Raw genomic sequence first — 18,336 nt, forward strand, 5'->3', positions numbered from 1 at the left:
TTACAAAAGTAAATTACTTTCCTGATTCATACCGCAAAAACCAACCATAATCCTTAATTTTGCTTGTATAAACTCAAAAAATATATACATGCTCAAGATTTTCAAAGTTACTGCAATTTTAGAGGGAATCTCTTATTTAGTATTATTTACCAATATGCTTTTTATAAAAACAAACAATCCGGAACTTTACCACACTTTGTTGCGTCCGCTGGGAATGGCTCACGGAATCTTATTTATTGGATATGTTTTGCTGGCTTTCCTGCTTAGAAAGCCCCAAAATTGGGATTTAAAAACCTTCGCAATCATTCAGATAGCTTCTCTTATTCCTTTTGGAACTTTTTACATTGAGAAAAAATATTTAGAAAATAATGCATAAGCTTTTGGATAAAATATTTAACTTTTTATATCCGCTTTTTCGGGACTGGGGAATGAGCCGCAACTTTGCTTCTTATGTCAGTCTTGTTTTAAATATTGCTATAATGGTGGCTTTGGCTTTTGCTATATATTATGCAGCAAAATTTGTTTTAGTGACCTTAACGGCCATTTTTGCACAAAAAACCAAAACCAAGTTTGATGATTATTTAATTCACAATAAAACCACAAAATATACCGCTTATTTAATCCCGTTTTTCTTTATATATAAAGCAGTTCCTATTATTTTAGATAAATACGAATACTGGGAATCGCTGTTTGGAAAAATCGTTGGTATTTATATTGTTTTGATTAGTTTATGGATTATCAGAACGATTTTTAATGCTTTACGTGATTATTTGAAGCAAAAACCGGAATACAGTGATAAGCCTATCGACAGTTTTGTTCAGGTTATTATGATCGTGCTTTGGATTTTTGGTGTTGCAATGATTATTTCGACATTATTTGGTATCAAAAAAGGAGAGTTATTAACTATTTTAGGAACGCTGTCAGCTATTATTATCCTGATTTTCAGGGATACTATTTTAGGATTTGTTTCAAGTGTTCAGGTGGCGATAAACGACATGGTCCGTATTGGCGACTGGATTACGATGGATAAGTTTGGTGCTGATGGTGATGTAATAGAAATTAATTTAACAACCGTAAAAGTTCGAAATTTTGATAACACGATAACCACGATTCCAACCTATGCTTTGAGTTCCGATTCTTTTCAGAACTGGCGTGGCATGCAGAAATCTGACGGAAGACGTATCAAAAGGCATATTCTAATAAAAAGCAGCAGTATTCGTTTCCTGAATAACGATGATCTCAATCATATGAAAGGTGTGCAGCTTATAAGTTCTTACATAGAAACCAGACAAGCCGAAATTGAAAAATACAATGAATCACGTGGCGTAGATAAATCTCTTTCTCTAAATGGCCGAAATATGACCAATTTAGGACTGTTCAGAAAATATATCATGCAATATTTAGTGACTCATCCGGGTTTAAATAAAGACATGCACATTATGTGCCGTCAGCTGCAGTCGACTGCGCACGGAGTTCCGTTAGAAATTTATGCTTTTTCGAGCGACAAACGCTGGGCTAATTACGAGTATATTATGGCTGATATTTTTGATCATGTTATGGCTTCTGTTATTTATTTTGATCTTGAAATATTCGAATTGCCCTCAACAATAGGACCTTTGAACTAGTTTCAGTTTTTTTTGTTTCAGGTTGCTTTGCTTTGAACATAGTTTTTACCACAAAGAACGCAAAGATTTTAATCTATTTTATGTTTAAAGAAAGCAGGGTTCGCAAAGCTTTGTGTCTATTAATACAATACTTAGCGAACCTTGCGTAAATCCTGGCGTTCTTTGCGGTTAAACACTCGAAACCTGAAACAAAAAAAACGGCAACTATTTTTTTATCTCCTCAAAAACAAACTTCGAATTATGGTATTCTATTGGTGTTCCGGGCATAAAACAAGGTAGATTAAAATAGGTTGTAATTATGCCGCTTCCTAAGTATAGTTTGTTTTCTTTTTTTAGTAAAGCCAGCGGAATTCTTTTCCAGCTTCCTCCGTTAGAAATAAAATGAAAATCACCTCTAAGGGTGTCTCCCTTTATATCTCCCCTTACATCTCCGGAATCTTTACCAATTTTATTATAGAATACTTCATAACGTCCGTAAAATCGTTTGTCATTAATATTTATCGCCAAAATTGCTGTGTCTTTATTATTTACAGCATGATAAACCATGTGATTGTACTTGCTTTTGTCGTCTTTAGAATTACAGGACGTAATTGCGATTACAAGTAAAAGAAAAAAGGATAAAGATTTTATATTCATTTATTGATGTTTTTTTAACCATATAAGCCATCTAAGTTCATTTAAAAGGAACGTTAATTTTTGTTATGGTAAATTAAGTATTGAGTTGAATATTTTAAACCGTATAAAGATATATTTTCATTTTAGATCAACTTAAATTTCTTATCTAACTTATAGGGCAAAATTAATTTTCGCATTGGATTTTTTTCTAAATTTAAAGAAAAAACATGGAAGATAGAGATGCTTTTTTAAGAGAATTCAGAGGTGAGACTTTAGGAACTGTTAGTGATCAATCTTCTCCGGATGAGTTGTTTCAAAATCAGACGATTAGACCTATTTTGAAGCTTCAAAATGATTTGTTTATAGCAGTTTTTACCAACTATGTCAATAAAAACAAAGCTGATTTTTATTCGTATACGGTCGAAAAGAAATTGCAAACCATCGAAAATTCCATTCAAAAAGATATTAAGTTCCGGAATTCCCTCAAAGGAATTGTGATGGCGCTTTTTACGATTGAAGAATATGACGCTTATATTCAAAACTCATCCAGTTTAAACAAAAGAATGATGAATTTACTGATTGACCGGTTGAAAAGTCAGGTACAGTTGTTTGAAGTTGAGTCCAACTCGAAATAAATTTAAAAATTGGTTTCTTTAAAATATTACATTTGTAGGACTTAATTTATGAAACTAAATTATTCCTAAAATAATTAATTTATGAAATTTATTAGAAATTTAATAGAGCAAGAATTACAAAAAATTGAACAGCAGCTTTCTAGTGATAGTTCTGACGACATTACACAAAATGTTTCAAATAAAAAAGAATTAAAAAAATGCCTTTTCCTTATTGATTTAGCTGAAGATTATGATTTAGATAATAGAACAATAAAAGAAATAATCAGTTTGCCAGATATGAAAACTGGTTACTCTGAGTATAGAATTATTAATGATTGCGAAAGCGATGCAATGGAAGATTGGGTAGAAATATTTGACGACCACACTAAGAGATTACTTCCTGGAGATTTAATAATTTTAAAAAAATAAAAATGTAACTAATTTAATGTTTGACAAATTCTGAAATGAATGATGAATTTATTTAAAAGTCAGGAGCAATTTTTAGAATTGCAAAATTGATTGAAAAACAAAATAATGATTAAGAATTAATGTTTAACCAATTCAGAAATAAATTCCCCTTAAACGATGCAAAATGGATTGAATACACTAATTGTTTCAATCACATTGAGGTTCCCGCAAAAACTGTTTTATTGGAAGAAGGTGAAATTTCAAAAAAGCTTTTTATTATCGAAAAAGGCTGTATCAGGGTTTGGTTTAACAATAACGGAAAAGATCTGACCACTCAGTTCTTTTTCGAAAATCAAAGTGTTGCTTCGATCGAAAGTTTTATGAAAAAATTTCCAAGTCAGGTTGTTGTTGAAACTATTGAACCTTCAATTATATGGTGGATTCACAAAAAGGACCTGGATAAAATTCTGGAAGAAATTAAGGAAATTCCGGAGCTAAGGAATCGTTTAATTAATATGCTTTTTCAGCGTACATTTGATTATATGAAATATTTTGTTTCTTTTATAAAAGACTCTCCTGCTCAGCGTTATCTTAACTTAATTGAAGAAAGACCTCAAATCATTCAGCGTGTTCCTCAGCATTATATTGCTTCTTATCTTGGTGTTACTACAGTTCATTTAAGCCGGTTAAAAAGTAAATGGGTTCACAAAAAATAATGCAATTTCATTTGATAACAAATGTTATCGTCTACCCCTAATCTGCGCTGTAATTTTGCTTCATAAAATTTAATACTTATGAAAGCAGCAGTTATTTACAGAAAAGGTGAAATGCCAAAATATGCAGAATTTGCAGAACCAGTTGTACAACACGAAAATGAAATTTTACTTTCGGTTAAAGCCGTAGCGATTACAAATCTGGACAAAGGAATTGTAAGCGGAGATCATTATTCTTCAGAAAATGAAAATCAAAACGGAACTGTTATTGGCAGTGACGGCGTGGGTGTTTTAGAAAACGGAACAAGGGTTTATGCCCGCGGCATTAGTGGTACAATCGCTGAAAAAGCCCTTGTAGAAAAAAACAGAATGGTGCCGTTGCCTGACGGGATTAGTGATGTAACAGCGGCAGGAATGCCTAATGCAGTTGCAGGTTCAGCAATGGCATTGCGTTTTAGAGCTAAAATACAACCCGGAGAAACCGTTTTAATTAATGGTGCAACAGGTTTTACGGGCCAAATGGCGATTCAGGTTGCAAAACATTATGGTGCAAAGAAAATAATTGTAACCGGAAGAAACGAAAAAACACTTCAAAGTCTTTTAGCATTAGGTGCTGATGAAATTATTTCCTTAAAACAAGACGACGAGGCAATTATTGCCCGGCTTAAAGCTATTCAGGAAAATACCCCAATAGATATTATTCTGGATTATTTGTGGGGACATTCGGCAGAATTAATGTTCTCTTTTCTCAAAGGAAAAGGAAATTTTACGCATAAGGTCAGATATGTTTCTATTGGTGCCATGTCTGGCGATACCATACAGTTATCTGCAGCAATTTTAAGAAGTGTTGACCTTCAATTATCAGGCTCCGGTTTAGGAAGCTGGACCAAGGATGAAGTGAAATTGTTATTTCTGGAAATACTTCCGGAAATGTTTCTTTTAGCGGCTCAGAATAAACTGAAGGTTAATATAGAAACTGTTGGCTTAGTTGATATCGAAGAAATGTGGAATACCGAAGTTCCGGATGGTAAACGATTGGTGGTGACTATTTAAAATTAAATTTTGTTGAATTGAATGCTGATAAAAACGGATTTCTTGACATTTTCTATAACATTTCATCTAGATGGGATAAAACATTAGAAGAATCAGTTTGTTCTGTTTTAATTCAGGCAGAATCATAAAAAAAAAGGTTTGATAAGAAATAAATCTTGTCAAACCTTTTTAGATATAGTGTTAGAATTTACTCTTTAGACAACATTAATTCTTTGATATATTTTACCGGAGCGCTTCCAAAACTTAAGAATTTCTCATGGAATTTTTTAAGGTTGAATTTGTCTCCTTCTTGTTTTTTAAGCTCTTCTCTTAGGTTGTAAATCTCAGTATAACCTGTAAAATAAGAACATAACTGAACCTGAGATAACGTAACACGTTTCCATTTTCCATCTGCTTCAGCTTGTTGCTGGAAGGCTTCTTTAGTCAGTAAATCGATTGCTGCTTCTTTAAACATGTTTTTGGTATGAACGCTGATGTCTAAAATCGTATTGCAAGTGGTTCTTAAATTCCATTTATAGTACATCAACCACATTTCGTCTGAATTTTTATAACCACTTTCCAGCATCATTTTCTCGGCATACACAGCCCATCCTTCTACCATGGCGCCATTTCCTAAAATAGATTTAATGATACTTGGCGATTGATTGCTGTAAACCAATTGCGTATAATGTCCCGGAATTGCTTCGTGGATATTTAAAATCTGAAGAATGTAATCATTGTATTCACGTAAATAGCTTTCTGCATTTTCTGCTGTCCATCCTGCTATGCTTCCTACATTGTAATAAGTATTTCCGTTTTTATCATACGGTCCGGGTGCTGAGATTGAAGCTCCCGCCACTCCCGCCATATAAGCAGGCTCTTTGCGAACAACAAGTGGTTTCGAAGGATCGATATACAATAAATCCTTAGCTTTTACATACGCTGTTAATTCCGGAATTTGCTTCTCAATTTCAGATTGAAATTTCTCAGGAGTTGTATGCTGTAGGGATATTTTATCGATTACTTGTTTGATTAAGTCCAGTTTATTGGCTGGTTTTGGCTCATTCCCTTTGTATTTAGTCCAAAGTTTATCAGCCAGGACAAACATTTTATCGTGTAGGTCTTTTTTATGATCAACGGCAATTTTATAAATTTCATCAGCGGTATAGCTGGATTGAATGTCAAAATTGAATTTTTTGGCATACAATGCCGTTCCTAATCTAAAAGAACGTGGTGTTTTATTTGGTAAGTTTTTTAACCAGTTGGCATAATCGGCAATTGCTTTTACTGATACTTTTGCTTTGTCTGAAATTTCCTTTTTCTCAGCGGCACTTAATTTGCTTTTTTCTAATGCAGAACTTAGATCTCCCTGAAAAACAGAAGAGCCTCCCAGATTTTGCGCTATGGCAAGATCGGTATGTTCTACAGTTGGATTTTTAATATTCTTTTTAGCAGCTTCGTAATAAGCCGGAATTGCGTTCATTTTTGTATTAAAAGCACGTAATCGAACTTCTAATGAATCGTATTTACCGTTTAAAATCTCTGCAAAAGCCCCGCAAACATTATATTCAGAAGGATTCCACTCAGAAGATTTTACCTCTTTAATATTAAAAATCGTGCTTTCCAGCTGATTTTTAATCATTTGAAAATCGGTCTTGTTATTGTCAGACAGGTCTTCAAGATTAAATTGTTTTAATGAATCTAATTGTGCATTTGCAAAATTAAGTTGCCTTTTTTCTTCCGTCGCATCCGGAACAACCAAAATGCTGTCTAATTTATGATACCCTACGCCAGAAGCCCAGCCTGGATTAATTTTCCATAAATCAGTAACAAAGCCGTCTTTGTACTTATCAAATTTTTGGTCTAAAGCTTTATCGCCGTTAGACTTAGTGCTTTTATTGCAAGAAAAAAGTAAGGTAATTGCAAAAAATGAAACAAATAGTTTTTTCATAAGTTAATTTTTTAATGGTTTAAAGATAAAAAAAATGTTCATTATGTAAAACTATTTGATATTTGTAATTAATATTTCAATAATTCCGATAAAACTTCTTCAAAACGATTCTTGGGTAAAAACTGATCTTCTAATGCTTTTGTAAACGGAATTGGCGAATCTAAACTCGCTACTCTTTTTACGGGAGCATCCAGATATTCAAAACATTCTTCCATAATTAAAGCCGAGATATCGCTTGCTATTCCGCCAAACAAAGTATCTTCCTGATAAATAAGTACTTTTCCTGTTTTTTTAACTGAAGTGAAAATAGTTTCAGTGTCCAGAGGTTGTAAAGTTCTTAAATCAATTAAATCAGCTTCTGTTTCCGGATTTTTTGCCAAATAGTCTAATGCCCAATGTACAGGAGCTCCAAAGGCGATAATAGTAACCGATTTCCCTTCTTTTAATACAGCTGCTTTTCCTAGCGGAATCGTATAATAATCGACAGGAACATCCTGATAGACGCTGCGATACAATTGTTTATGCTCGAAAAACAAAACCGGATTTGGATCGTTTATCGAAGTATTCAGTAAACCTTTGGCGTCATAAGGAAAAGCCGGATAAACTACTTTTAGACCCGGAGTTTTGGTAAACCAGGCTTCATTGGTCTGAGAGTGAAACGGTCCTGCCTGAGTTCCGCCACCACAAGGCATACGCACTACAACATCGGCTTTTTCGCCCCAGCGATAATGTGATTTGGCTAATAAATTGACAATGGGGTTAAAACCTGTCGAAACAAAATCAGCAAATTGCATTTCGACAATTGCTTTATAGCCGTTAATAGACAATCCCATTCCGGCAGAAACTACGGCACTTTCACAAATGGGCGTATTACGAACACGGTCTTTTCCAAAGACATCTACAAAACCATCTGTAATTTTAAAAGCGCCTCCGTATTCAGCAATATCCTGTCCCATAATAACCAGATTATGGTGTCTTTGCATCGATTGTTCTAAGCTGTTTCTAATGGCATCTATAAAGCGAACATTCTTAATTTCTTCTGATGGATTAACTTCTTCAAAGTGATATGGTTTGTATACATCATCTAATTCTCCGCTATAAGTCGGAATGATTTCCGGTTCAGCATTTGCAATAGCCAGATTTTCGTCGATTTCCTGCTTAATTTCGTGGTGCAGCTGTTCGTCAAATTCGGCCGTCAATACACCAATTTCGGTTAGATATTTTCTGTAATTCGTTACCGGATCTTTTGCAGCCCATTCGTCCATTAATTCCTGCGGAACATATTTGGTCCCACTCGCCTCTTCATGTCCACGCATCCTAAAGGTTTTAAATTCCAATAAAACCGGATGCGGATTGTTCTGCATCTCTTCTTTTAACCGGGATAATTTGTTGTAAACTTCTAATATGTTATTTCCGTCAATAATCCAGCTTTCAATTCCGTAACCTATTCCTTTATCGGCTAAATTTTCACATACATATTGTTCGTTTGTGGGTGTAGAAAGTCCGTAACCATTGTTTTCAATGATAAACATTACGGGCAATTTCCAGACAGCAGCAATATTTAAGGCTTCGTGAAAATCGCCTTCGCTTGTAGCTCCTTCACCTGTAAAAACGGCTGTAATTTTTTTGTTATGTTGAAGTTTATCGGCTAAGGCAATTCCGTCTGCTATTCCCAATTGCGGGCCCAGGTGCGAAATCATTCCTATAATTTTATATTCCTGAGTACCAAAGTGAAAGCTGCGGTCTCTTCCTTTTGTAAAACCATTTGCTTTTCCCTGCCATTGCGAAAATAATCGGTGCAATGGAATATTTCGGGTCGTAAAAACCCCTAAATTCCGATGCATGGGCAATACATATTCAGATTCATCCAATACAGCGGTTACGCCTACAGCAATAGCCTCCTGTCCTATTCCTGAAAACCATTTAGAAACTTTTCCCTGACGAATTAAAATGAGCATCTTTTCCTCGATTAAACGGGGTTTCAGGATTTTTTTATACAAATCTAATAATTGAGCATCCGTAAGGTTCTGTCTGTAAAAAATCATATTGGTTTTAAGTTTTAGTGTTTCAAATATAGAAAAATATAACAATTTTACGTGTTTTTGTTATAATTTTTTAATTTTAATATAACTTTTAAAATTGAATTCTAAAATATTCTCTACCTTTGTTATTGAAAGGTTTTACAACGCCTTTTATCTTAAATAAAAATGTAAAGTATGCAAAACATTCCTAGTGTAGACTTACGTGATTTCCTTTCGGGCGACCCGGAACGTAAACAAAAATTTGTAAATGAAATCGGCAGTGCATTTGAAAACATTGGCTTCGTAGCCCTAAAAGGTCACTTTTTAGACGACCAGTTAGTAGACGAGCTTTATGGCGAAATTAGAAAATTTTTCGCTTTGCCAATAGAAACTAAGCATAATTATGAAATTCCAGGCATTGGCGGACAAAGAGGGTATGTTTCTTTTGGAAAAGAACATGCTAAAGGACGCAAAGAAGGAGATTTGAAAGAATTTTGGCATTTTGGTCAGTATGTTGACAAAGATTCCAAATATGCTTCAGAATATCCGGACAATGTAGAGGTTAAAGAATTACCTAAATTTAATGTTGTAGGTAAAGAAGCTTATCAAATGCTTGAAAAAACAGGTGTTTATGTCTTAAGAGCTTTGGCTTTGCACCTTGGTTTGGATGAGTTTTATTTTGATCAGTATGCAAAAGAAGGTAACTCTATTTTAAGACCTATTCACTACCCTCCTATTACTTCAGAGCCGGAGAATGCGATTCGTGCAGCAGCTCACGGAGACATTAACCTGATTACGCTTTTAATGGGGGCTCAGGGAAAAGGTTTACAGGTTCAAAATCACGATGGCGAATGGATTGATGCTATCGCCGAAGAGGATCAGCTGGTTATTAATGTTGGGGACATGTTATCAAGACATACCAATAACCGACTAAAATCAACGATTCACCAAGTGGTAAATCCGCCTAGAGAATTGTGGGGAACCTCACGTTTTTCTATTCCGTTTTTCATGCATCCTGTAAGCGATATGCGTTTGGATTGTCTTGAAAACTGTATTGATGCTGAGAACCCAAAGAAATTTGAAGATATTACAGCGGGAGATTATTTATACGAACGTTTAGTAGATTTAGGGTTAATTAAAAAATAAAACTTTAAATCCAGAATTTTTTTAAATTCCAAATTCCAAACTTATCAAATTGGGATTTGGAATTTAATTTTTAGAAACTATAAATTTGGAATTTTAATGTAATTATGGACTTACAAGATCAATTAAAAAATTTATTTCCGGATCACGTAGAATCAAATGAGCCTGAAGAAGTTCAGGAGCAGGATCATGTTCTTTATATTCAAAAAGAGCCTATGATTTGTAAATTTGAAAAACGAAAAGGAAAAGCCACTACGATAATCGAAGGCTACGAAGGATCTGATGAAGATTTTAAAATTCTGGCCAAAGAAATTAAAACCAAACTTAGTGTTGGTGGTACTTTTAAAGATGCTTCGATTATCATTCAGGGGGATTATCGTGACAAAATAATGGAAATCCTTAAAGCAAAAGGATTTAAAACAAAAAGAGTTGGAGGATAGAAAGTTTCAGGTTTCAGGTTGCTTGTACCTCAAAAAAAACTTAGAATCTTCGCCACTCATTTAACTTAGTAACTTAAAAGAAATGATACAAAATTCAGAATTAATACTTAATCCGGACGGAAGTGTTTATCACTTAAACCTTCGTCCTGAACATATAGCACACGATATAATTTTTGTTGGTGACCAAAACAGGGTCGAAAAAATCACACAGTTTTTTGATTCTATTGAATATTCAACTCAAAAAAGGGAGTTTAAAACCCAAACCGGAATTTATAAAGGTAAAAGAATCTCGGTAATGTCAACCGGAATTGGGCCTGACAATATTGATATTGTTGTCAATGAACTGGATGCTTTGGTTAATATTGACCTGGAAACGCGTCAGCCAAAAGAAGAGTTGACCTCATTAAATATCATCAGAATCGGAACTTCGGGTTCTTTACAGGCTGATATTCCTGTGGATAGTTTTGTAATGTCTAAATTTGGTCTTGGCTTAGATAATATGCTTCGCTCCTATTTAATTGATGAAGTCTCCAATGCAGCTTTAGAAGATGCTTTTGTTACCCACACCAATTGGGATATTAGAAAAGGCAAGCCTTATGCTATTGCCTGTTCGGAAGAACTGGAAAAACTGATCGAATCAGATAAAATTTTCAAAGGAATTACAGCTACGGCCGGAGGTTTTTACGGACCGCAAGGGCGTGTTTTACGTTTAAATATTCAGGATGAAGAATTGAACAGTAAAATGGATAATTTTAGTTTTAATGAAGAAAGGATCACGAATTTAGAAATGGAAACAGCTGCAATTTATGGGCTTTCGGCACTTTTAGGACATAATGCATTATCTTTAAATGCTATTATTGCCAATCGTGCTTCCGGAACTTTTAGCGAGGATCCTTATAAAGCTGTTGATGAGTTGATTTCGTATACTTTAAATAAGCTGGCTCAGAAATAATTGGAGAATTTATTGATTAGAAAATTAGATAATTCATGCAAAATGCTATTCTTAAATTTGAAAGGTTACTGAATGAGAATGTCAATTATTTTCCAACGATAAGCCATGAAGTTTTAGAAGAAAGAAAGCCAGGTAAATGGTCTAAAAAAGAAATTTTAGGGCATTTGACAGATTCGGCAATTCATAATCTGGTTCGTTTTACAGAAATTAATTATATCGCAAAACCTTATCATCACCGACCGTATAATCAAATAGATTTAGTAAATTTAAATCAATATCAAACGATGGATATTGATCAGTTAACTCAGTTGTGGTTTGTATTAAACAATCAAATCATCAGAATTATGAAATCGGTTAAAGACGAAGCTTTAGATTATAAAATTGTTTTGAGCGACGGAGCTGAAATTGATTTAAAATTTCTTATGACAGATTATGTAGAACATTTAGAACATCATATCAATCAGATAAAATCTTAGATTATGTTTTTAAGAGTGGCACGACATACTAATGACCTTGAAAAGATTGAAGATTTTTATGTCAATATTTTAGGTTTTGAACGATTAGGAGACTTTCAGAATCATCATAATTATGATGGGGTTTTTCTTGGAAAATCAGGTTTAGACTGGCACTTTGAATTTACACAATCAGGAACAGCAGCAAAACATAGCTTTGATGAAGATGATGTAATAGTGCTTTATCCAAAGACAATTTCAGATTATAATAATCTGATAAATAGATTTTTAAAAAATAATATTTCAAGTGTAAGTGCAATGAACCCTTTTTGGAATGAAAACGGAAAAATGTTTCAGGATCCTGATGGTTATCGCATTGTAATTTCTCCCTTGAAAGCCGTAATAAGCGAAATAGAATAATTACAAAATTAGAAATGGCAGAAACGCATAAAAAAATAATATTTAAATATTACAGTACTTATCTGGAAGAAATTGTTTCAGAAACCATGTGGGCAGAAATTATAGATTTAGAGAAAGGCTATTTCAAATTAGATAATATTCCATTTTTTGGGCCTTTGATTGCAACCGATGATATTTTTCGTGCAGAATATGATGAAAATGAAAAATACTTTATCCATAGGGAAACAATAGAAAATTCAGGAAACTCTATTGTTCAGGTTTTGGTTTTACAGGAAGGGTTTGATAAAGAAATCATCAGAGAGAAATTAAAAGCCGTTAATTGTATATCAGAAACTTTGAATGATACTTTTTTTGCTGTTGAAATTGTAAAGAATACAGATTACTCAATCATAAAAAGCCTGTTAAACGAATATGAATCCAATTCCATAATAGAATTTGCAGAGCCTTGCCTTTCTGAAAAACACAGAACTGATTTATTAAAAAATTAAACAAACCCAGAATACGCTTACCAAACTTAAACTTAACTAAAATGAAAACTGTAAAAATTGTAGGTGTTCCCGAACACTTCAATTTGCCATGGCATTTATGCATTGAAAATGGTGAATTTGAAGCTGAAAACATTGATTTGCAATGGAAAGATATTCCTGAAGGTACAGGCAAAATGTGTCAGATGCTTCGTGAAGGAGAAGCTGATATCGCTGTTATTTTAACCGAAGGTATTGTAAAAGATATTGTAGCCGGGAACCCAAGTAAAATTGTGCAAATTTATGTGCAGTCGCCTTTGATCTGGGGAATTCACGTTGCGGCCAAATCAGATTTTCAAACGGTAAAAGATTTGAAAGACAAAAAAGTTGCTATTTCAAGAATTGGTTCAGGATCACAACTCATGGCGTATGTAAATGCCCACGAAAATGGATGGAAGACTGATGACCTTCAATTTGAAATTATAAATACGATTGATGGCGCTGTAGAGGCTTTAACAAACGGAACTGCAGATTATTTTATGTGGGAGCGTTTCATGACCAAACCGCTTGTTGATAAAGGTGTTTTCAGACGAGTTGGCGACTGCCCTACTCCATGGCCATCGTTTGTCATCACGGTTCGTGACGAATTCCTTAAAAAGAATCCAAAAGTGGTGGAAAAGATATTGGAAATCATCAACAAAACCACTCAGGATTTTACACAAATCCCTAATATTGATAAAACATTATCAGAACTTTTCAACCAAAAAATTGAAGATATTCAGGAATGGTTAAAACTCACACAATGGTCTCAGAAGAATTTGAGCGAAAAAGCATTTATTAAAATTCAAAATCAACTATTTGATCTGGGAATTATTGATAAAAAAAGTACTTTTGTTGAAACGGTAAAAGCGCTGTAAAAACTGCTTTAGATTCTTATGATAAAATTTCCTAAAATTGACTTTCCGCAATTAAAATCCAAATTACAGGTGAAATCGCCTTGGGATAGGGTTATTATTATGCTGTTGAGTCTTTTGATTACGATACCTATTTTTATCATACTCCATCAAAACCTGATCGATTTAGAATGGCCTTTTAATCTCGATCGGGTCTTTATCTTTATATTTGTTTTTACTGCTGTCTTCTTTCTTTTAATGTTGCTGAGAACTATTATCATTCTTTGTATTGCAGTATATCTATTGGTTTTATTTTACGGGAGTGTGATTGGAAATTACGGTTTTAGTGAAATTTCAGAAGATTACAATTCGATGATTTACACCATGTCTGACAATCCGTTTCCACAAGATATTATTGTGGCCAAGTTGCTTCCGTTTCCCAACAAATCAAAAATCATTAACGCAATAGAATATCAGAACCCAAAAGTTCGGAATTTTGCCATTATGGCAACAACCAAACACTTTAAGGGAATAAAAGGATATTCTGATTACAGAACGATTATTCAGTGTTTTGCTGTCTTTAAGGAGATTAATGGTCGCTGGAATTATGTTAACGATCCCAAAGAAGGAGACTATATCGCTACTGCAAGCGAATCTCTAGAATATTTTTCCGGTGATTGCGACGATCATTCTATCCTGATGGCTGCTGCAATACGCTCGATTGGCGGAACACCAAGATTGATTCATACCAAAGGACATATTTATCCGGAGATTTTAATTGGCTCTTTAATCGATCTTGAAAAAGTCAATTATTTAATCAAAAATGTGCTTTTTGTAAAGGAAAGTTATGGTAAAAAAATACATTATCATATAGACGAACGTGGTCAGGTCTGGATGAATTTAGATTATACGGCCAAATATCCGGGCGGCCCTTTTATGTATGAAGAGATTTTAGGAGCCCTTACCCTAAACTAATTTTTTATTGTAGCTGTTTCAAAATCTGATTGTAGCGGCGTTGGAATTGCTTATCTATTAGGTGAAACCTAAAACTGTTATGGGCTTGCACAACCATTTAAAAAATACAAAAAAAAGTAAGATATTACGGCTGTAAAGTTTTAGCTTTTCGGGAAAGAAATTAAAGCTGCCGATTGTATTTCAGCTATTGAAAAACCTGAATAATATTTTGACATAGAGTATTTGAAAAGCTCTTTGGTGAACCGCGATAGTACACTAAATAAAATATAAAGATTTAATAACCAGTTGCTTTAATTCTGTGTCATGTAAAATTTATGTGTATTGAATGCTATTTTTTTGTAACTTTTCATGTTTAACTTTTAATCACAAAATCATGAAAAAATCTAAATTATTTATCTTCGGAATTGCAATGGCTGCAATAGTAATGGTTTCATGCTCTAAGGGTAGAAATACATTAATAAACTCCTGGAAAATTACTGCAGTCGAAGCTAAAACGCCTCTGTCAGATTCTCTAAAAAGTGCCATTTTAAGTGATGGGACCCTAACATTTACAAAAGACGGACATGTTACAGGATTTTTAACGAGAGAAATAACCAATGGTACTTATGCTTTGACAAAAGGTGGAAAAAGTTTAGTAATAAAAGATGAAGTGGGAACACCTTATCCGTGTGAAAGTACCATTACGAGCGATCAGCTAATTCTGGACAGTAAAGAAATGAAAATTACACTTAAAAAAATATAACCATTACAGTTCTGTAACAGAACTCAAAATACTAATAAAAAACCACAGTGTATCCAAAAGCATTGTGGTTTTTGTTTTTTATAATATCTTTGCCTTATAAAATTTACCCATCTGTTTATGTGAAAAATAATTTCTTTCAGGCAATTTAGAGAGTGATCCGCAATTTGTGGTTGCTCAATTTATTCATCTTTAGAGAAAGAGATTATGCTTATTCTACAAAACATTTCATATAAACACAACAATAGTGATCTATTGTTTGATGCTATTAGCTTTACAATCAACAATCACGAAAAAATAGCCTTAATTGGTAACAACGGTGTTGGGAAATCAACGCTGCTTAAAATTATTGCGGGCGAACTGCAGCCTTCAAATGGTGGACTTAGCGTAAGTTCTGTCCCTTATTATATTCCGCAAATCTTTGGTCAGTACAATCAGCTCACCATTGCTGAAGCTTTACGTGTAGAGGAAAAATTTAATGCTTTAAAAGAGATATTGGACGGAAAAGTCTCTGAAGAAAATTTAAGTATTTTAGACGACGACTGGACTATTGAAGAACGTTGTAACAATGCTTTGAAATATTGGCAGCTAACAGATTTGGATTTATCTCAAAAAATGGAAACATTAAGTGGCGGACAAAAAACCAAAGTTTTTCTTGCCGGAATTTCTATTCATGAGCCTGAGTTTGTATTGTTAGATGAGCCAAGCAATCACCTGGATTCGTTAGCGAGACAATTATTATATGATTTTATTGCTTCTACAAAAAGCAGTTTGCTTATTGTGAGTCATGACCGGAAACTGTTAAACCTTCTCCATACGGTTTATGAACTTAGCAAACGGGGGATCTCGGTTTATGGCGGAAATTATGAATTTTATACTCAGCAAAAACAAATCGAAAATAATGCCTTAAATCAGGATTTGCAAAGCGGGGAAAAAGCTTTGCGCAAGGCAAAAGAAAAAGAACGTGAAACTTTAGAACGACAGCAAAAGCTAGATTCCCGCGGCAAAAAGAAACAGGAAAAATCAGGTGTTTCCAGAATTATGATGAACACTTTGCGTAATAATGCTGAAAATAGTACCTCAAAGTTAAAAGGCGTGCATATCGAAAAAATTGAGGGTATTTCACAGAAATTACGTGATTTACGATCTAATTTACCGGATATCGATCAGATGAAATTTGGTTTTGACCATTCCGCTTTACATAAAGGAAAAATACTTTTTAAAGCCAATGCTATTAATTATGCTTATAAAAATCAGTTTTTATGGAAGAACAATCTGGATATTGAAATTATTAGTGGTGAACGAATTGCGATTAAAGGATTAAACGGTTCAGGAAAAACAACCTTGATCCAAATCATATTAGGCAATTTATTACCTGTATCAGGAACTGTTTACAAGGCAGAAAGTCAATCGGTTTATATTGATCAGGATTATTCCCTAATTAACAATCAGCTTAAAGTCTATGAACAGGCGCAGCAATTTAATACTTCGGGTTTAGAAGAACATGAAATAAAAATGAGATTAAACCGGCTTTTATTCTCCGGAGCGTACTGGGATAAAGCCTGTGCAGCCTTAAGCGGGGGCGAAAAAATGCGTTTAATGCTTTGTTGCCTCACTATCAATTCTGAATCACCGGATATCATCATTTTAGACGAACCAACTAATAATTTAGACATTCAAAATATTGAAATACTAACGGCGGCAATCAATGAATACCAGGGAACATTGCTTGTTGTTTCGCATGATGAATCTTTTCTGGAACAAATAAATACAGAGAGCTCTATTTTGCTCTGAGGTTGTTTTTAGATTCGGGTTATGAAAAGGATGCTTAAATATGAAAAAGATACAGGAGAATCATTTATAAACTTTAAATTCCGAATCTTTTAAATTTGCGGCATTAGAATAAAAACACTGATAAGTGTTATAGTAAATCTGCGGATTCGTATGAATTTGGAGATTTTTTTTCTTTACTCCATTCAGGATTAATTATAAAGAATTGAAAATTAAGTTAATAAAAGTGGTTTAAAATTTTGCGCAGTCAAATAACTGCGTTATATTTGCAGTCAAATAACTGCATAATGGAAATTCGTAGAGATGTTTTTCAGGCTATCGCCGACCCTACCCGCCGGGCCATATTAAGTTTGGTGGCTTTTCAGTCTATGACACCGGGTGTTATAGCAGAAAATTTTGATTCTTCAAGACAAACGATTTCAAAACATATTCAAATACTTACAGAATGTGAATTGCTGGAACAAACTCAAAATGGCAGGGAAATTTATTATTTGACTAATGCAAAAAAGATGAAAGAAGTTGCTGACTTTATTGAGCCTTTTCGCAAAATGTGGGATGATCGATTTAATAAGTTAGAAGCTATAATGAAGAATTATAAACCAAAAAAATAAACGAATCATGGAATTAAAAACAAAAATTAGTGCCGAAGAAGGCCAACAGGACCTTGTGATTACCAGAGATTTTGATCTTCCGCTAGCGTTGCTTTTCAGAGCCTATGCCGAACCGGAAATTGTAGCGCAATGGATGGGCACAAAAGTGCTTAAACTCGAAAATAAGAAACATGGCGGCTGGCAATTTGAAACCTCAGATCCTAAAGGAAATGTTGTGTTTAAAGCCCATGGTGTCATTCATGAATTTATTCCGGATCATAAAATCATCAGAACTTTTGAAATGGAGAACTCCCCTTTTGCTGTGCAGCTGGAGTTTTTGGAATTTGAAGCTGTTTCAGATGAAAGCAGCAGATTAAAAATGCATATTGTATATAAATCGGCTGAACTCAGGGATCAGATGCTCAAATTGCCATTTGCCCAGGGACTTAACATGGCTCATAATAGATTACAGGAAGTGGTAAATAAATTAAAATAACA

The 18,336-nt window shown here is 33.9% G+C and carries 21 protein-coding genes; 18 read left to right on the plus strand and 3 right to left on the minus strand.

What is annotated here, in order from left to right:
* The first annotated feature begins 88 nt into the window (after positions 1-88).
* Both ACHRWY_RS02595 and ACHRWY_RS02600 read left to right on the plus strand, forming a co-directional pair.
* The gene (locus ACHRWY_RS02595; RefSeq protein WP_395352221.1) at positions 89-376 is read left to right on the plus strand and encodes a DUF3817 domain-containing protein; all 288 of its coding nucleotides are present in this window, start codon (positions 89-91) and stop codon (positions 374-376) included.
* Complete coding sequence (locus ACHRWY_RS02600) at positions 369-1,625, plus strand: mechanosensitive ion channel family protein (protein WP_395352222.1); 1,257 nt, start codon at positions 369-371, stop codon at positions 1,623-1,625. Before ACHRWY_RS02595 ends, ACHRWY_RS02600 begins: the two co-directional genes overlap by 8 nt.
* Positions 1,626-1,829: 204 nt before the next feature.
* Here the strand turns inward: ACHRWY_RS02600 and ACHRWY_RS02605 are convergent, their stop codons facing one another.
* A complete protein-coding gene (locus ACHRWY_RS02605; protein WP_395352223.1) occupies positions 1,830-2,261 on the minus strand; it encodes a hypothetical protein in 432 nt (143 codons plus the stop codon).
* 206 nt (positions 2,262-2,467) lie between these two features.
* On the opposite strand from ACHRWY_RS02605, the gene ACHRWY_RS02610 reads away from it, so the two are divergent.
* The 4 genes from ACHRWY_RS02610 (at position 2,468) to ACHRWY_RS02625 (ending at position 5,028) form a co-directional block, all read left to right on the plus strand.
* Positions 2,468-2,875, plus strand: a complete 408-nt coding sequence (locus tag ACHRWY_RS02610) for a glyoxalase (RefSeq protein WP_395352225.1) — start codon at positions 2,468-2,470, stop codon at positions 2,873-2,875.
* 81 nt (positions 2,876-2,956) lie between these two features.
* Positions 2,957-3,283 (plus strand): hypothetical protein, encoded by a 327-nt coding sequence (locus tag ACHRWY_RS02615; protein ID WP_395352227.1) that lies wholly within the window; start codon positions 2,957-2,959, stop codon positions 3,281-3,283.
* A 119-nt stretch (positions 3,284-3,402) separates the two neighbouring features.
* Positions 3,403-3,978, plus strand: coding sequence for a Crp/Fnr family transcriptional regulator (locus ACHRWY_RS02620; RefSeq protein ID WP_395352228.1), 576 nt, complete (start codon positions 3,403-3,405; stop codon positions 3,976-3,978).
* Positions 3,979-4,056: 78 nt separating this feature from the next.
* On the plus strand, positions 4,057-5,028 hold the full coding sequence (locus ACHRWY_RS02625) for a zinc-binding alcohol dehydrogenase family protein (RefSeq protein WP_395352230.1): 972 nt from the start codon (positions 4,057-4,059) through the stop codon (positions 5,026-5,028).
* A 187-nt stretch (positions 5,029-5,215) separates the two neighbouring features.
* Here ACHRWY_RS02625 and ACHRWY_RS02630 read toward each other — a convergent pair whose 3' ends face one another.
* Both ACHRWY_RS02630 and ACHRWY_RS02635 read right to left on the minus strand, forming a co-directional pair.
* On the minus strand, positions 5,216-6,958 hold the full coding sequence (locus ACHRWY_RS02630; RefSeq protein WP_395352231.1) for a DUF885 domain-containing protein: 1,743 nt from the start codon (positions 6,956-6,958) through the stop codon (positions 5,216-5,218).
* A 68-nt stretch (positions 6,959-7,026) separates the two neighbouring features.
* Positions 7,027-9,003 carry a thiamine pyrophosphate-dependent enzyme gene (locus ACHRWY_RS02635; RefSeq protein ID WP_395352233.1) on the minus strand — a complete coding sequence of 659 codons (1,977 nt, stop codon included), beginning with the start codon at positions 9,001-9,003 and terminating at the stop codon, positions 7,027-7,029.
* 171 nt (positions 9,004-9,174) lie between these two features.
* Between ACHRWY_RS02635 and ACHRWY_RS02640 the strand changes: the two genes are divergently transcribed.
* The 12 genes from ACHRWY_RS02640 (at position 9,175) to ACHRWY_RS02695 (ending at position 18,334) form a co-directional block, all read left to right on the plus strand.
* Positions 9,175-10,125, plus strand: a complete 951-nt coding sequence (locus ACHRWY_RS02640; protein WP_395352235.1) for an isopenicillin N synthase family dioxygenase — start codon at positions 9,175-9,177, stop codon at positions 10,123-10,125.
* Between the two features lie 104 nt (positions 10,126-10,229).
* The gene (locus ACHRWY_RS02645) at positions 10,230-10,562 is read left to right on the plus strand and encodes a translation initiation factor (RefSeq protein WP_199000842.1); all 333 of its coding nucleotides are present in this window, start codon (positions 10,230-10,232) and stop codon (positions 10,560-10,562) included.
* A gap of 82 nt (positions 10,563-10,644) precedes the next feature.
* The gene (locus ACHRWY_RS02650; protein ID WP_395352237.1) at positions 10,645-11,514 is read left to right on the plus strand and encodes a nucleoside phosphorylase; all 870 of its coding nucleotides are present in this window, start codon (positions 10,645-10,647) and stop codon (positions 11,512-11,514) included.
* A gap of 35 nt (positions 11,515-11,549) precedes the next feature.
* Positions 11,550-11,990, plus strand: a complete 441-nt coding sequence (locus tag ACHRWY_RS02655) for a DinB family protein (protein ID WP_395352239.1) — start codon at positions 11,550-11,552, stop codon at positions 11,988-11,990.
* Between the two features lie 3 nt (positions 11,991-11,993).
* The gene (locus ACHRWY_RS02660) at positions 11,994-12,386 is read left to right on the plus strand and encodes a VOC family protein (protein WP_395352241.1); all 393 of its coding nucleotides are present in this window, start codon (positions 11,994-11,996) and stop codon (positions 12,384-12,386) included.
* Between the two features lie 14 nt (positions 12,387-12,400).
* Positions 12,401-12,874, plus strand: coding sequence for a DUF4265 domain-containing protein (locus ACHRWY_RS02665; RefSeq protein WP_395352243.1), 474 nt, complete (start codon positions 12,401-12,403; stop codon positions 12,872-12,874).
* 41 nt (positions 12,875-12,915) lie between these two features.
* Positions 12,916-13,767: a substrate-binding domain-containing protein gene (locus tag ACHRWY_RS02670; RefSeq protein ID WP_395352244.1), complete on the plus strand. Its 852-nt coding sequence runs from the start codon at positions 12,916-12,918 to the stop codon at positions 13,765-13,767.
* Between the two features lie 18 nt (positions 13,768-13,785).
* The gene (locus ACHRWY_RS02675) at positions 13,786-14,718 is read left to right on the plus strand and encodes a transglutaminase (protein WP_395352246.1); all 933 of its coding nucleotides are present in this window, start codon (positions 13,786-13,788) and stop codon (positions 14,716-14,718) included.
* Positions 14,719-15,091: 373 nt separating this feature from the next.
* On the plus strand, positions 15,092-15,460 hold the full coding sequence (locus ACHRWY_RS02680) for a hypothetical protein (protein ID WP_395352248.1): 369 nt from the start codon (positions 15,092-15,094) through the stop codon (positions 15,458-15,460).
* Between the two features lie 204 nt (positions 15,461-15,664).
* The gene (locus tag ACHRWY_RS02685; protein WP_395352250.1) at positions 15,665-17,251 is read left to right on the plus strand and encodes an ABC-F family ATP-binding cassette domain-containing protein; all 1,587 of its coding nucleotides are present in this window, start codon (positions 15,665-15,667) and stop codon (positions 17,249-17,251) included.
* A 284-nt stretch (positions 17,252-17,535) separates the two neighbouring features.
* Positions 17,536-17,859, plus strand: coding sequence for an ArsR/SmtB family transcription factor (locus ACHRWY_RS02690; RefSeq protein WP_395352252.1), 324 nt, complete (start codon positions 17,536-17,538; stop codon positions 17,857-17,859).
* Positions 17,860-17,866: 7 nt separating this feature from the next.
* Positions 17,867-18,334 carry an SRPBCC domain-containing protein gene (locus ACHRWY_RS02695; protein WP_395352254.1) on the plus strand — a complete coding sequence of 156 codons (468 nt, stop codon included), beginning with the start codon at positions 17,867-17,869 and terminating at the stop codon, positions 18,332-18,334.
* Positions 18,335-18,336: the final 2 nt, after the last annotated feature.

The sequence above is a fragment of the Flavobacterium sp. FlaQc-48 genome (assembly GCF_044007335.1).
In the GTDB taxonomy this organism is placed as follows: domain Bacteria; phylum Bacteroidota; class Bacteroidia; order Flavobacteriales; family Flavobacteriaceae; genus Flavobacterium.

Coding starts and splice junctions, on each gene's coding strand:
- ACHRWY_RS02595 (WP_395352221.1), top strand. CDS start 89: ATGCTCAAGATTTTCAAAGTTACTGCAATTTTAGAGGGAATCTCTTAT.
- ACHRWY_RS02600 (WP_395352222.1), top strand. CDS start 369: ATGCATAAGCTTTTGGATAAAATATTTAACTTTTTATATCCGCTTTTT.
- ACHRWY_RS02605 (WP_395352223.1), bottom strand. CDS start 2,261: ATGAATATAAAATCTTTATCCTTTTTTCTTTTACTTGTAATCGCAATT.
- ACHRWY_RS02610 (WP_395352225.1), top strand. CDS start 2,468: ATGGAAGATAGAGATGCTTTTTTAAGAGAATTCAGAGGTGAGACTTTA.
- ACHRWY_RS02615 (WP_395352227.1), top strand. CDS start 2,957: ATGAAATTTATTAGAAATTTAATAGAGCAAGAATTACAAAAAATTGAA.
- ACHRWY_RS02620 (WP_395352228.1), top strand. CDS start 3,403: ATGTTTAACCAATTCAGAAATAAATTCCCCTTAAACGATGCAAAATGG.
- ACHRWY_RS02625 (WP_395352230.1), top strand. CDS start 4,057: ATGAAAGCAGCAGTTATTTACAGAAAAGGTGAAATGCCAAAATATGCA.
- ACHRWY_RS02630 (WP_395352231.1), bottom strand. CDS start 6,958: ATGAAAAAACTATTTGTTTCATTTTTTGCAATTACCTTACTTTTTTCT.
- ACHRWY_RS02635 (WP_395352233.1), bottom strand. CDS start 9,003: ATGATTTTTTACAGACAGAACCTTACGGATGCTCAATTATTAGATTTG.
- ACHRWY_RS02640 (WP_395352235.1), top strand. CDS start 9,175: ATGCAAAACATTCCTAGTGTAGACTTACGTGATTTCCTTTCGGGCGAC.
- ACHRWY_RS02645 (WP_199000842.1), top strand. CDS start 10,230: ATGGACTTACAAGATCAATTAAAAAATTTATTTCCGGATCACGTAGAA.
- ACHRWY_RS02650 (WP_395352237.1), top strand. CDS start 10,645: ATGATACAAAATTCAGAATTAATACTTAATCCGGACGGAAGTGTTTAT.
- ACHRWY_RS02655 (WP_395352239.1), top strand. CDS start 11,550: ATGCAAAATGCTATTCTTAAATTTGAAAGGTTACTGAATGAGAATGTC.
- ACHRWY_RS02660 (WP_395352241.1), top strand. CDS start 11,994: ATGTTTTTAAGAGTGGCACGACATACTAATGACCTTGAAAAGATTGAA.
- ACHRWY_RS02665 (WP_395352243.1), top strand. CDS start 12,401: ATGGCAGAAACGCATAAAAAAATAATATTTAAATATTACAGTACTTAT.
- ACHRWY_RS02670 (WP_395352244.1), top strand. CDS start 12,916: ATGAAAACTGTAAAAATTGTAGGTGTTCCCGAACACTTCAATTTGCCA.
- ACHRWY_RS02675 (WP_395352246.1), top strand. CDS start 13,786: ATGATAAAATTTCCTAAAATTGACTTTCCGCAATTAAAATCCAAATTA.
- ACHRWY_RS02680 (WP_395352248.1), top strand. CDS start 15,092: ATGAAAAAATCTAAATTATTTATCTTCGGAATTGCAATGGCTGCAATA.
- ACHRWY_RS02685 (WP_395352250.1), top strand. CDS start 15,665: ATGCTTATTCTACAAAACATTTCATATAAACACAACAATAGTGATCTA.
- ACHRWY_RS02690 (WP_395352252.1), top strand. CDS start 17,536: ATGGAAATTCGTAGAGATGTTTTTCAGGCTATCGCCGACCCTACCCGC.
- ACHRWY_RS02695 (WP_395352254.1), top strand. CDS start 17,867: ATGGAATTAAAAACAAAAATTAGTGCCGAAGAAGGCCAACAGGACCTT.